This is a genomic window from Endozoicomonas sp. PH6C, from assembly GCF_059322965.1.
In genome coordinates this window covers 1,866,638-1,880,313 of record NZ_CP185342.1, presented here as the reverse complement: position 1 = coordinate 1,880,313, position 13,676 = coordinate 1,866,638, and the positions used below count along the sequence as shown (strand labels likewise).

14 protein-coding genes are annotated in these 13,676 nt (G+C 47.8%); 8 read left to right on the top strand and 6 right to left on the bottom strand.

The features are described 5' to 3' along the window. Positions 1 to 6: 6 nt before the first annotated feature. Together ACOMG9_RS07590 and ACOMG9_RS07585 are read right to left on the bottom strand one after the other, a co-directional pair. Positions 7 to 216, bottom strand: coding sequence for a flagellar biosynthesis anti-sigma factor FlgM (locus ACOMG9_RS07590; RefSeq protein WP_448216457.1), 210 nt, complete (start codon positions 214 to 216; stop codon positions 7 to 9). 117 nt (positions 217 to 333) lie between these two features. Further along, positions 334 to 1,239: an EamA family transporter gene (locus ACOMG9_RS07585; protein WP_494530012.1), complete on the bottom strand. Its 906-nt coding sequence runs from the start codon at positions 1,237 to 1,239 to the stop codon at positions 334 to 336. Between the two features lie 249 nt (positions 1,240 to 1,488). On the opposite strand from ACOMG9_RS07585, the gene ACOMG9_RS07580 reads away from it, so the two are divergent. The 3 genes from ACOMG9_RS07580 to ACOMG9_RS07570 all read left to right on the top strand — a co-directional run bounded on the left by ACOMG9_RS07580 (position 1,489) and on the right by ACOMG9_RS07570 (position 4,273). Then, a complete protein-coding gene (locus ACOMG9_RS07580; RefSeq protein ID WP_422133085.1) occupies positions 1,489 to 2,211 on the top strand; it encodes an MlaA family lipoprotein in 723 nt (240 codons plus the stop codon). 295 nt (positions 2,212 to 2,506) lie between these two features. Continuing rightward, on the top strand, positions 2,507 to 3,679 hold the full coding sequence (locus ACOMG9_RS07575) for a response regulator (RefSeq protein WP_422133084.1): 1,173 nt from the start codon (positions 2,507 to 2,509) through the stop codon (positions 3,677 to 3,679). Then, a complete protein-coding gene (locus ACOMG9_RS07570; RefSeq protein WP_422133083.1) occupies positions 3,680 to 4,273 on the top strand; it encodes an STAS domain-containing protein in 594 nt (197 codons plus the stop codon). Between the two features lie 63 nt (positions 4,274 to 4,336). Here ACOMG9_RS07570 and dusA read toward each other — a convergent pair whose 3' ends face one another. Then, a complete protein-coding gene (gene dusA, locus ACOMG9_RS07565) occupies positions 4,337 to 5,350 on the bottom strand; it encodes a tRNA dihydrouridine(20/20a) synthase DusA (protein ID WP_448216455.1) in 1,014 nt (337 codons plus the stop codon). 440 nt (positions 5,351 to 5,790) lie between these two features. Between dusA and ACOMG9_RS07560 the strand changes: the two genes are divergently transcribed. From ACOMG9_RS07560 to ACOMG9_RS07540, 5 genes are all read left to right on the top strand, one after another. Beyond that, positions 5,791 to 5,982 (top strand): hypothetical protein, encoded by a 192-nt coding sequence (locus tag ACOMG9_RS07560; RefSeq protein WP_422137524.1) that lies wholly within the window; start codon positions 5,791 to 5,793, stop codon positions 5,980 to 5,982. A 229-nt stretch (positions 5,983 to 6,211) separates the two neighbouring features. After that, complete coding sequence (locus ACOMG9_RS07555) at positions 6,212 to 7,906, top strand: hypothetical protein (RefSeq protein WP_448216454.1); 1,695 nt, start codon at positions 6,212 to 6,214, stop codon at positions 7,904 to 7,906. Positions 7,907 to 8,008: 102 nt separating this feature from the next. Next, positions 8,009 to 8,926: a DMT family transporter gene (locus ACOMG9_RS07550; protein WP_448216453.1), complete on the top strand. Its 918-nt coding sequence runs from the start codon at positions 8,009 to 8,011 to the stop codon at positions 8,924 to 8,926. Then, positions 8,926 to 9,636: a tRNA1(Val) (adenine(37)-N6)-methyltransferase gene (locus ACOMG9_RS07545; RefSeq protein ID WP_448216452.1), complete on the top strand. Its 711-nt coding sequence runs from the start codon at positions 8,926 to 8,928 to the stop codon at positions 9,634 to 9,636. The genes ACOMG9_RS07550 and ACOMG9_RS07545 overlap by 1 nt, the downstream gene beginning before the upstream one ends. Before the next feature lie 75 nt (positions 9,637 to 9,711). Continuing rightward, entirely contained in the window at positions 9,712 to 10,107 is a 396-nt protein-coding gene (locus tag ACOMG9_RS07540; protein ID WP_448216451.1) for a helix-turn-helix domain-containing protein, read from the top strand. 56 nt (positions 10,108 to 10,163) lie between these two features. Here the strand turns inward: ACOMG9_RS07540 and ACOMG9_RS07535 are convergent, their stop codons facing one another. The 3 genes from ACOMG9_RS07535 to ACOMG9_RS07525 form a co-directional block, all read right to left on the bottom strand. Next, the gene (locus ACOMG9_RS07535) at positions 10,164 to 11,903 is read right to left on the bottom strand and encodes a hypothetical protein (protein WP_448216450.1); all 1,740 of its coding nucleotides are present in this window, start codon (positions 11,901 to 11,903) and stop codon (positions 10,164 to 10,166) included. A 168-nt stretch (positions 11,904 to 12,071) separates the two neighbouring features. Next, complete coding sequence (locus tag ACOMG9_RS07530) at positions 12,072 to 12,737, bottom strand: amino acid ABC transporter permease (RefSeq protein WP_448216449.1); 666 nt, start codon at positions 12,735 to 12,737, stop codon at positions 12,072 to 12,074. Between the two features lie 68 nt (positions 12,738 to 12,805). Then, positions 12,806 to 13,621 carry an amino acid ABC transporter substrate-binding protein gene (locus tag ACOMG9_RS07525; protein ID WP_448216448.1) on the bottom strand — a complete coding sequence of 272 codons (816 nt, stop codon included), beginning with the start codon at positions 13,619 to 13,621 and terminating at the stop codon, positions 12,806 to 12,808. Positions 13,622 to 13,676 lie beyond the last annotated feature (55 nt).

Here is a 13,676-nt window from a genome sequence, read left to right as displayed (position 1 = left end):
AATCAGTCAGTTGCTTTTGTCGTTCAGATGACTCCGGTCACTCAGTGCTGATTCAAGTTTACTCTCGAAAGCGAGCAGTTTATCTGCCACTCTGGCACTGTCCACCCTTAGCTCACCCGCAAGGTAAGCTTTTCTCAGAGCCAGTAACCGTGTCTCACTAAGACAATTGGGTAAACTGCTGCGAGTCTCGGTTTCGTTCTTTCGGCTATCGTCCATGATTCCTCCTGATTGCTAAGCACCTGATAGTCTCACAAGATATTTTCAGCTTCCAGTGCCAAAACATGGCTTTTTTACCATTCAGGTTTCATGCCAGATTCATTTACTTATGCATCGTCAGATACTTACCAGAATCAAGCCGGAAACGATGAATCCGGTGCCCCACCATTTTTGTGTCGACCCCCTCTCTCCTAGCAGAAAAACACCCATCAAAACACCTACAGGAATGCTGGTTTGTCGCAAAGCCACAATCAGACTGACATTGTCAGCAAATGCCATGGCAGCCAGTACAATGCTGTAAGTAGAGAACATCGCCACTCCTGTAAAAAACAGAGTGCCCCGATGAGATGCAAACAACTGTGCGATTTCCCTTCGCTGCTTCTGAAAAGGAAATGTGAAAAGCACCAGCCAGAGGCAGGTTGTGATGGCCTGAAGAATCAAATAGAGCAGAGCACTTTTGAAGGCCACCCCTTCGACGGGCCACAGTACTCTCATCAACATAAGAGCCTGACTGTCGACCACAGAATATCCCGTAATACCTACAGCAGCCATTACTGCAAAGGCCGTTGCAGAATTGAGGTAATGAGACCAGCTTATATCACTCCAGTGCCACAATGGCAGGATGATACAGCCTGAAACAATCAGGCTGAATGCCAGCCATTTATCCGATGAGAACTCTGCTCCCCAACCTAATAAACCGATAACCGGTGGAACCAGAAGAACAGGCAGGGCTCGGGAGACCGGATACATCAACGACATATCACCAAAACGGTATGATTGGCCCAAACCCAGGTAGTAGATGGCCTGAAACAGACCACTCAGAATCAACAAATGCCAAATTTCCCGGGAAATTTCTCCCAACCAGTCGATATAGAAAAGCAACAGAGGCACAAAAGCCAGCATCCCCATTATTACGGACAGGGTAAAGCTGGCTCCAGAAGGCCTGACTTTTTTGCCAAGACAATTCCAGCCGGCGTGCATGAAAGATGAAACGAGTACGAGAATAATTGCCAGGTTGTCCAAACGTATACTCCTTAGCTGGCATGGTCAGAAAATATCCTTAACGAACACCGTAAAATAGGTGCAGGCTCGCGGTTTTGGCAGATTCACAGGAAGATTGAAAGATTTTTATACATTTTTCAGATTTTTGAATCCTTAAAAGATCAATATCCGTATGAATTATTTCACTCATCTGTGAAATGATTCAAACTATAACTCTACACACAATGATTTGGGCTAGTTTCTAACAACAAGGAAAGCGAGGACAGGAACGTGAGACGCGCACTGGCTGCAAACCTGAAAAATACTCTAAAAAATATGGTTAAATTAATACCCACTCTGCTACTGGCAGGTTATATCTCGACTGCCGGTGCTGCTGTTGTCTCCTACGACGACCCTTGGGAGCGAGCGAATCGTGCAATCTTTTCATTCAATCATACGCTGGACGACTATACCCTGAGGCCAGTGGCCAGAGGGTATGATGCAGTGACTCCCAAACCTATTCAGCAGCTGGTCACTAACTTCTTCTCAAACCTCGGCGAGATCCGTAATGCTGCCAATGCTTTGTTACAGTTTAAAGGCGGTGAGGCATTGGCTTCAGTTGGTCGCTTCGGCATTAACTCTACGATAGGTATGCTGGGACTGGTTGATGTCGCCACCCCACTGGGGATTGAACAGCAATATGAAGACTTTGGCCTGACGCTTGCTCACTGGGGCAGTCCGTCGGGCCCTTATATTGTACTGCCGTTTCTCGGGCCCAGAACACTCAGATCCGGTATCGGCTTATTGCCAGACTCCATGTTGAACCTTCAGGGACAATTTGAGCCAGAACGGAATCAATGGGTTGTAAGAGGAGTGGACATTGTCAGCACCCGTTCCTCCCTGCTCAGCGCTGAAGATTTGATTGTGGGTGATAGCTATACCTTTGTTCGGGATGCCTATCTGCAACGCCGTGAATACCTGATTACAGGTCAGCTGCCAGAAGACGACTTCTGACAGGTAGTACCTCTTCAAATGCCTTGAATCAGGCTCCTAACCCAGTGATTCGAGGCATAATTGGCCAATTCTGCCTCGATATAATCCGACGATCAGACCAGAAAAAACGGAACCTCAGCTCCGGATAGATTTCCTTGCTTTACCTTCCCTCAGCTTGCAGCAAGGCCGGGTTGAGAGTATGTTTCATCACAGACAAATCAATAATGGTTTAAGGTCAGATGCACTCTGTTTTCCTTGACGTAGATTTTCCTGACAAAGGTTTGGACAGATCTCTCCAGCAGGCAGGATTATAAATATGACCAGCAGGACCATCCTGGTCATTGATGATGACACAATTGTCAGAGAAAGCATCGTAGCCTATCTCGAAGACAGCGGATTCAATATTCTTCAGGCAGAAAATGGTGAGCAGGGGCTGGCTGTATTCAAAGAGACCTCCCCGGATCTGATTCTCTGTGACCTTCGGATGCCGAAGATGGATGGACTGGCAGTGCTTCGAAACGTCCGGGAGATGTCTCCGGATACACCCTTTATTGTGGTTTCCGGTGCCGGTGTCATGACCGATGTCGTTCAGGCATTACGCCTGGGTGCCAGTGATTACATCATCAAGCCTATCGTCGATCTGGAAGTTCTTGAGTACGCCATTAACCGTGCTCTTGAAAATGCTCAGCTGATACTTGAAAACCGCCGCTACCGTGAAAGCCTTGAAGAGGCCATTCACTCACTGGAAAACAACCTGCACCTGCTGCAGGAGGACCAGAAGGCCGGTCGCCAGGTTCAGATGAAGATGCTGCCTCAGGAACCCCTGATTTTTGAAAATTTCAAGGTCGACCACCGGATCATCCCGTCTCTCTACCTCAGTGGCGACTTTGTTGACTACTTCGTCCTGAACGAGCACAGTTTTGCCTTCTACCTGGCTGATGTCTCCGGCCATGGTGCTTCTTCGGCCTTTATCACGGTATTACTGAAACACATGTCCATGAACCTGCTCAAGGAATATCAGTCTCATGGTGGACGGGTCAGGGTCAAACCTTCCCATGTGCTCAACTTCCTCAACCGTAGCCTTCTCGAAACCGGCCTGGGTAAACATGTTGCGGTCTTTGGCGGTGTTGTCGACACCCGTGATAAAAAGCTGACTTATGCCTTTGGCGGTCACTACCCTCTGCCCATTCTTTCCACGCCGGAAGAGACCCGCTGTATTGAAGGCCGGGGGTTGCCCGTAGGGCTATTTGAAGACGCCACTTTTGAAGATGTCACCATTGACTTGCCCGAGCAATTTACCTTGACTATCCTGTCCGACGGTATTCTGGAGGTACTGCCACAGCAGACACTTCAGGAGAAGGAAGACTACTTGTTGTCTGTTATTAAAGAGGGAGCCGTCACCGTATCGGCGCTGACAGAAAAGCTGGGGCTAGAAACCATGAAAGCCATTCCAGATGACGTTGCCCTGCTGATCCTGGCTCGAGACTGAATGACTACTGGAAAGATACTGTTCGCAAAAAGCGATGGCACTTATATTCTGAAACTGGTGGGAGAAGTACGGCTAACCCTCTGTGCTTCTCTTGAAAAGATGCTTAGCAAGCCTGATTTCACCTCTGTCATTATTGACCTGACCGACACTGACACCATCGACAGCACCTCTCTGGGCCTCCTGGCCAAATTGTCGATTCAAACCAAAAAAAATCTGGGGCTGGTGCCAGTTATTATTTCTACTAAAGATGACATCACCCGAATTCTCCTGAGTATGGGGTTTGACAGAGTGTTTGTGATAGTCAGGGAGCTGGAAGGCTATGAAAAACTGAACCTGAATCTGAACATGCATGACATTGCCTGCGATGGAAATCTGGAGCAGTCCAGTCAGGCCAGGAAAGTTCTGGACGCCCATAAGGTATTAATGAGTCTGAGCGAAGAAAACCGTGAAACCTTCAGTGGACTGGTGAAGCAGCTTGAGCAGATTCAAACCAATGGCCCTGATGAAGACAAAAATCAAGACGAAAATAAACATCGAGATAAAAACAAAAATCAAGATGATGAAGATGAACAGGAAGACAAAAACAGGAGCTGAAGATCAATTCCAGAGAGAAGGTTTCAGCTCAACGTCGCTTACCACTGGGACTTTTTTACTATCTCAGGCCGCATCCTGTGCTCTTTCCCTCAGACTTTCAACCTGCTTGACTGCTTCAAGCAGCACCTCTGGCCCCGCGCCATTTTTATGAGCATTTTCGCTGATATAACGACGGAACTTACGAGCTCCAGGCTGCCCCTGGTAAAGACCCAGCATATGACGGGTTATGTGACTCAGGAATGCGCCCTTTGCCAGCTCGGATTCAATGTAGGGCAGCATTCTCTCAACAACCTGATGACGCTCGATCACCGGTTTGCCGGTACCATATAGACGATTATCGACTTCAGCCATCAGATAGGGATTATGATAAGCCTCCCTGCCCAACATAACACCATCCACATGCTCCATATGCTGTTCAATCTCGGCAAAGGTTCCTATGCCGCCATTGATGGTAATTTCCAGTTGCGGGAAATCTTTTTTCAGCTGATAAACCAACTCAGGCTTTAGAGGAGGAATATCACGATTTTCCTTGGGAGACAGACCCTCAAGAATTGCGATACGCGCGTGCACAATAAATGTTTCGCAACCGGCTTCAGCCACTTTTCCGACAAAATCCACCAGCTCCTCGTAAGAATCACGACCGTTTATGCCAACCCTGTGCTTCACTGTTACCGGAATATCCACCGCCTGTTTCATGGCTTTGACCCCTTCCGCAACTGTCTCGGGTTCTGCCATGAGGCAGGCACCAATACGACCATTCTGAACCCTGTCACTGGGACAACCCACGTTCAAGTTGATCTCCTGGTATCCGGACTGTTCTGCGTACTCGGCTGACCGGGCAAGATGTTGAGGGTCATGACCACCCACCTGAAGGGCCAGTGGATACTCTTCAGGATTGTGCCTGAGAAAACGGTCTTTATCGCCAAATACCAGAGCCCCGGTAGTCACCATTTCGGTATAAAGCAGAGAGTGCTCCGACAGCAAACGGTGAAAGTAACGGCAATGTCTGTCCGTTAATGCCATCATAGGGGCAACGGAAAACTTACGGTCCAGGGGTTTGGGCTGAGTCACTGGCATAATGATTTTCAAAATTAGAGAACGGATAATGATATAACAGAAAGCCCATTTCGGCAGTAAAGATCACTCACTATCGACTGTGGGATAGCATCACCCGCATAAGTAATTTGCCCCGCTCATTCCAGAGCATCCCCATTTTCAACTGAATTTGTCAGCGTTAACCGCGAGAGCCTGCATCCAGATGATGCTGTCAAAAAAATACCACACGTCAAAAGAGTGACAGTCGAAAAGAAATCCGATACCTTAGTCTTTACAGCTGAAGAACACAGACAGAATGTTTCAGGGCTGCAAATCTCAATAGCTTTAAGGCTTAACAGGAATACTTTCAGATCGGAGAAAATAAAAATACTGCGTTCATCGACAACTGATTAAACAATTTACCGCTTTAAATCTTTCCCGTTTTAAAGTCTTAAAAAACAGCATCGTAAAGGAAGACGATCATGTATAATCCAGGACTCGACAACAAACGGTTATTTGAGGACGCTACCCACCCTGGTGGCGAAATAGACGACATCCGTTATCCGGAATACCTTATCTCCCTCCAATCAGACAGCAATCAGGAACCTCTGGCCTGTAATGGCTACACCTCCGATCCCCTCTACCAGGCAAATAAGTACCTGCCGCAGGTTTGACAGCGCCAAATACTCTGGAAAACGAGGCAGTATCGTTTTCCAGAGATGCACGAAAAAATCAACCTTCTACTCTTCCAATTCGACAAAACCGGCCTGGACAAGAAACTGAAAGCTTTGGGTTATACCGGTAGCTCAAGTGTCGATACATATACTGAGAAAATCGCCAAACGCCGGGCTCAGGCCTTTAATATCGGGTAGCTGAAAGATTGAAATTGCCAGGGAAGGCAGGATGCACATTTTAAGCAGCGTTTATAATGGACTGTCCGGATTTGCCCGAACCGTCAAGGATAATGTGGTTTCTCGCTTCCGGGGAAAAAAGACCGAAGCAGTCAAACATCCGGTTCGTAAAATGCCCCCAAAAAAAACCAGTGGCTCTGATTACCGGCAACGCCCTGTTATCAGTAAAGGCTACCTTCTGGCCAAAAAGCTTTCCGATCAGTCACTGCCTGCCCACATGGTCTCCGGTGTTGAACTCCCTCCCCGCTTTCCATACGTTGAAACACCGAAAGAAAACCAAACTTTTCCTGAACCTTCGTCACGAGCCAGAAGAATCCTGACAGCCCTTATGCCGGGCAATAACGCAGTGCCAGAAGACTCAAACATATCTTTCAAGCAAGCCAAAAGGTGGCAAATCCGAAGGCTGCGTAAGGGCCTGCAAAAGATTAAAAGAGAAACCGGGCTGGATGTCTCAATTCGCAACTTTGATCATCAGGCAGCCAGGCTCACAGATTTTCTAACAGGTAATGGAGCCACTCCAGATTATCAAGACATAAAATTCTTCTGCGACACTGTCATAAGCGTCATGGAAAAAGCAGACTCACTGCCTCATCTTATCAAACTGGCGGTGACCGAATACATGTTTGTGCTTTCAGATCTGGGACAGGCTGCTCAGCTCAAGACACTGGAAAAAAGGCAGCAACTGGCTAAGCGATTCTTACCGGGCCATGATGGCTTCAAAGCTCACTGTCTGCAGCGAAACATAGATCCGGACTCAGCCCTGAACCTGCACGACCTCAAACAGTTTCAGGGAAAACTGATGGGTTGGCAGGACCGACTGGGGCACCGCCATCAGGGGCTGGTTGAAAGTCTGGAACTCAGTAGCATGGAAGCATTAACCGAGAGACTGAAAGCGGAGCTGGAGATTTTCATCGATAAGATTGAGGGTGTTGCTCCCGACCCCGAAAAAACAGCAACGAAATTCAACCATGATCAGATGCAGGCAGAAGTCATGAGACTTTATGCCCAACACGGTGTCGGGGATTTACCCGACCGACAACCAAACCCTATGTTGACATCTGCAGCTGAGCAACATCCTGTTTTGCAAAGTGCGACCCAATATCAGGTTCAACCTTCCGGAAAACTTCAAAACCATTCTGTGACGCCACTTGAAAAAGCCCGGTTACATCATTGGGTATTTGAGCAGCAATTAGCCGATGTAAGAGCCAGCCACGAGCTGGATGCACCGGAGCAGGTGTCCATTATCCCCACCTACCCTCTGCCTACACTGGTATTGAGAAACAGCAGGGGATTACGAATAGACTCAGACTTCATGAAAAAGCCAGAGCTTGATGAACCGGCCTTTACAATGCATGTCGTTCATTGTGAGACGGAGGATGTCAGGCAAATCGATCAGGCTCTTCTGAATACTCCGGGATTTGAAAGCAAAGAAGTTCTCGATCGATTCAAGGATACGATGAAAAGCTTTACACGCCAGTGCTATCAATATGCCATTGGTACCTCACTACCGAGTAAAGTCTTCTCGGAAAATGACACTCGTCTCATCCATGAATCCCGTCAGCGCATCAACAGTGCCATGGAAACTCTGCTGGCAAACCCTGAGGCCGACACGACAACTGCCTTTCACTACCTGAGGATGCAAGAAGCGGTGCTGGAAAACTTCCTGAAAATGAACGGCGTGGGCTGACTCTGTTAAACCCACATGGCGAAAAGTTGACTGTCGTGATATAAAGCCCGTTTTAGCCGCCTGAGTCAGGCTGGTACCCACTGTTGCGACTTGACACAGTATATGTCTTCACAAACCAAAGCCTGCCTTTATGCTCTGGCCACTGCCCTGATGTGGTCCACCGTTGCTACCGCCTTCAAGCTTACCCTCGACCATCTCGATCCATGGCAAATGGTATTCTGGTCAGTGTTAACTTCAACCCTTCTTCTGGGAGGTTTTGTCATTGCCCGGGGCAAGTGGCCCCAACTGATCCAACAGGGCAGAGAGCACTTTGGACTTTACATCCTGCTAGGTTTTCTTAACCCTTTCCTCTACCACATCGTCCTGTTTGGCGGCTATGACCTGTTGCCCGCCCAGCAGGCTCAGGCACTGAATTACAGCTGGCCTCTGGCGCTCACATTGCTGGCTGTGCCGCTGCTGGGTAACAAGCTGAGTTTCAAGGATGGCATCTGTTGTCTCGTTGCCTATCTTGGCGTCTTAATTATCAGTACCCGGGGGGAGCTGCAAAATCTCAACTTTGGTAGCCCACAGGGTGTTATTCTGATGCTTTCCAGCACCCTGGTCTGGGCCTTGTACTGGATTTTAAACGCCAGAAATAAGGGTGACTCACAGGTTGGCTTGCTGTTGTGCTTTCTGTTTGGATTACCCTGGATCACGGTGGCTGTTTTCTGGCAGTCCAGTGTCTGGCCTATTCCTGTGGAAGGTCTCAGCGGGGCTTTGTATATAGGACTGGTCGAGATGGGATTTGCCTATATTTTCTGGCTCAAAGCCCTCAAACTGGCAAAAAACACCTCAGTCATCAGCAACATCAGCTATCTCAGCCCTTTCCTTTCACTGATATTCATCGCCAATGTTCTGGATGAGAGCATTCATATTTCCACCTATGTGGGGCTGCTGATGATTGTTTCAGCCGTTGTATTTCAACAAAGAAAACCAGAGCCTGAAAAGCCTTCAGAAGCTCCGGTAGCGAGCAACTATTGATGGCCAGAAACAGTTATTTTCAATTCAAGCAGTTCAGGGTAGAACAGGGCCAGACTGCCATGAAAATCACCACCGACGCCTGCATTCTTGGCGCCAGAGCAGAGGTGGAAAACAGTCAATCCATTCTTGATATTGGTGCCGGAACCGGCCTGCTCAGCTTAATGGCAGCCCAAAGATCGACAGCCTGCATCGATGCGGTTGAACTGGACGATCAGGCAGCTATTCAATCCCGGGAAAATTTCTCAGCCAGCCCATGGAAGAGTCGTCTGAAGTTACATCACTGCTCCATTCAATCGTTTGTGCCTGAAAAACGCTATGACTTTATACTCAGCAACCCTCCCTTCTTTGAAAATGCCTCTAAAGCCCCCTGCGACAGACGATCACTGGCACGTCACACAGACAGTTTGAGTTTTCTGGAACTGGCTGAAAATATTGACAGACTAATGTCTGAAGATGGCAAAGCCTGGATTCTGTTGCCGGTTGAATCCAGCCCAGTGTTTTTGGAAGCGCTCCACCAAGCCACCCCCTTGAAGCTGGAGCGAACCTTGGCTATTCGCTCTTCTGACACCCATAAAAATCATCGTCACCTGCTGGTTCTGGGGCATTCCGGATCAAGACATAAGCTTGAGCAGATCACGATCTACAGCGAACACCCAGCGTACACAACTGAGACTATAGATCTTCTCAGGCCCTATTATTTAAAGCTTTAACTGCTTACTCCCTGTCGAGTCTGCAACAATATACAAACACTAGAGAGAAGGGCTTCGTCCCTCCGGAGTTTTGAAATGGCTGAAATATTGAATCACGAAGGAAAACCAGCTTTCGTTGTCATGCCTTACAATGAATATCTGGCGATGTTAGAAAAGATGGAAGACATCGAAGACTCTGAAGCCTTCAGAGAGGCAAAAGCAGATCTCCTCAACGGAGAGGATGAGATTTTGCCTGATCAGGTCACAAACAGGCTCATGAACGGTGATAACCCCGTTACCGTCTGGAGGGAGTACAGAGAGCTTAGCCAGAAAGGGCTACATGAAAAGTCAGGCGTATCGGCTTCCATGATCAGTCAGATCGAGAGTGGACAAAAAACCGGGTCTATAAAAACTATAAGGAAGCTATCAGAGGCTTTAAATATCGATGTAGACGACATTGTCGCTTATCAGAAAATGGATAAGGAATCCTGAAAAAAACGACACCTATAGGTCAGGTGCCGTTTTTTTTGTTTGTTCTTTGAACAGGGCTAGAAAGTATTTCTATTGTTTTGGGAACCTTTTTCAGAGCTCTGGGATGGATCCTCTGATTCACTCGTATCTGGCTCTCCAAAGGCTTCCCATTCATTACCAAAGTCTGGTGGCGGTGGCAATGGACTGGATACAGGTGATCCAGTATCAGTCGGCCATGGAGCCAATTTAAACACCTCTGAAGGATCCTGTTGTTTTTGTAAACCCGAAAGAAATGGATCAGTAGATGGTATTGAAGCGACTCCCGTAAACCGGTTATTCACTGCCGGTTGTATAAGGGGAGGAGTCTGACCAAAAGGAGGAATGGGCAAGTACTCCGGGTGCTCAGCCGTACCTTTTTCTGTTCTGGTCACTGATTCTTCCAGTTGCTTAAAGCTGGTGACACCGTATCTGGCCTGGGCCTCTTTCGTCAACACATCCAGGTTGTAGCCCGGGTGTTCACCCAGTCCCAACTCTTCACCATAACTGGAGAGGAAATCGACCACCCGGCTTGTGCTGTCAGCATCCTTGGTTGCAAACCTTCTCAGTTTTGACAGTGTTTCCTGGAAACTTCTCAGGTGGTGATATTCCCACATTTTTTCTGAATCAAAACTGCCAACGCCATTTTCTTTATCGATATCAACCCTGATTTTATCAATCTCAGACTGAACGTCACTGGCAAACAGAGACCAGTCATTGTGCATGAGTCGAACAGCTTCCAGTACCAGGCGGTCTTTATAGACGGGCTCACCCTGTGGCCAGTTTTCTTTGGCTGCACACATATAATAATCCAACCCTGGTAAACGCTTGGAGTAACCCGCTTCTGCTGTGGCAAATTGAAGCTTGTCAGTACCCCAGATCATCTGTCTGTTACGCTGGGCTCTGACCAGAGTATTGTGTTCTGAATGCTCATCAGGATTATCAACAAAGGCAATAATGTCTTTGTAAACTCTGTTTCTGTACTTATCACTGATCTCTCTGATCCGGGAATCAATATCCAGACGATCCTGAATCACACTGGCGATATTATTGGTGACACCCTGAACAAGATTGAAGGCATTACTTTTCTGCAAGCCCTGAGTTTTCACCTGAACCCTGATGGCATCGCGAAGGGCAGCCTCAGTATCAAACTGGCCACCCAGCTCCTTATACTTGAGCTCTGTAGCCATGTGTCTGAGGTAAGCCAGACGGGATTTCGAGTCATCCAGGTTCTTCTGCAGTTGATTGACTTCATTAATCTCTTCCTGAGTCACCTCGGTAGGGCGTTTCTTCATTTTGGCTTCAAACGCAACTCTTGCCTTGGCAAAAGCTTCAAGATCGATTTCAAACTGTTTATCAGCTTCTTTCAGTGCGCTTGATTTAACCTTAACCAGGAAATCAACAGTTGTTTTGCTACCTTCAGAGCCAACCTCTCGAGACTTCACCTCAAAGCCAGCGTGCTTCTTGAGAAATTCTGACTGATCAGAGCTTAGAGGAATACCTTCTTTACTCTTTGCCTTGATACGGTTACCCATCAAGGCTTCCTCAGCCCTGATCTGGACAACCCTTCTGGCAGTGATACGAACTCTGGGGATACGGTCTGAGATACCGTGGGCAAGACGTTTGGCATGGAAGGCCGCTATTTTCATTCCCTGAACGAAACGGCCCCAGTTTTTAACCAGCACTTTTTTAGGGTGCAATGCCTTGACTTGCTGTGACACTTCACTCTTGAAATGTGCAAGCCGGGGTACCAAGGACTCTATACGTGTTCTTAAACTCATCCTGACCTCTCCATGGTCAAACGCGGTCATAACTTTTCGTTAGTATAGGAAAAAATTAGAATGAATAACGCCGATATTAGTAGAAGTCAGAATAACAACATTATAAATTCAGAATCACCGCAGAAGAGAGGCGGGTGCCGTAGATTCGGCATCCGCAAAACAGAACAACTAAATGTATGCTCGATTGAGTCTTGCTTCAGCCCACTTCTGGAGCCAGGTGCATACTAACACCACTCCCCAGTAAATCAGTGCCACACTGAGGTAACTTTCGAAAAAGCGGAAGCTGCTGGCGGCCTCCATCTGGGCGCGGGCCATGATCTCAACAACCCCCAGAGTAAAGGCAAGTGATGTGCTCTTGAGCAGATCGATCCCATTGTTCATCAATCCTGGAAAAGCCACCCTTGCCGCCTGAGGAATAACAATTCTTCTCATGCCCTCGGCCCGGGTCATACCGACACTCAAAGCAGCTTCCATCTGCCCTGCATGGATACTAATGATCGCTGCCCTCATGCTTTCTGACATATAGGCAGCAAAATGCAGACCCAGACCGATGATCACAGCCACTATGGCAGGCATACCTGCAAGAGCAGGTAGCAACTGTGGCAGGCCATAGTAGAACAGGAAGAGCTGAACCAGCAGCGGCGACCCCCTGAAAAAAGAGATATACAGGTCAGCCAGATGGTGAAGATAAAAGGGCCGGGCAATTTTTACCAGAGCCAGAACAAGACCCAGAGACAGAGATAACACCAGACCACCCAGTGTCATAAAAAACGTCGTATCCAGATTCACGGCAACTGTCGGAAGCATTCCGACAGTGTATTCAAAATCCATCATTCAAATGCCTGTAGCTGACTTCGGAACAAACGGGCCAGTATTCCAGAGAACAGTAATGGATGAAAGGTTTACCCTGCAGGTTTAACAGTAATGTCTCCACCGAACCATTTACCGGAAATAGAAGCCAAAGTTCCGTCTTCAGCCATGGCAGCCAGAGCAGAGTTCACTTGATCCCTCAGAGCCAGACCCTCTTGATCATTGACGAAGGGCATAGCATTTTTCAGGATCTCAATCGGCTCACCGGCTAACTTCAGAGGCAAATCAGACTTATCAATCAGGGCCATTACGCTGACACGATCCATAACAAAAGCATCAGAACGTTTAAGCACAACATCTTGCTCAATGCCGGTATCGTAGGTTACCACATTGATTTTGTTCTCTGGATCATTCTGACGCAGGATCGCTTCAAAGTTAGAGCCCAGATTCACAGCAACTCTCTTGCCTGCCAGATCATCAACTGACTTAATATCATTGTTGTCTTCGTGGACTGCTATCTGGGCACCGTCGTAAACATAAGGCTCGGAGAAAGCATAACGTTCGGCACGGGCTTCAGTCAGCGTAATCTGGTTGGAAATAGTGTCCAGCTGACCTGCTTCCAGCATGCCAAACAGACCAGAGAATGGTGCCGTAACAAACTCGACATCTTTATTCAGGCGACTAGCGATCTCCTTCCAGAGATCAACTTCAAAGCCTTTCAGTTCACCCTGCTCCATAAAAGTGAACGGGTAATAGGTGCCAGACATACCGACTTTAACGACAGAAGACTTAACTTCATCATTGCCTGCCTGTGTCTGTGCAGACTGATCATCAGAGCAGCCAGCCAGCACCACAGACATAGCCAGAGTGACGGTGGTTATAGCTTTTTTAAATGTAAGACCGAACATGAGTGTCTCCCTAAGAACAGCTGTGGGCAATGTGCTCAACCACTCATTTAATCTA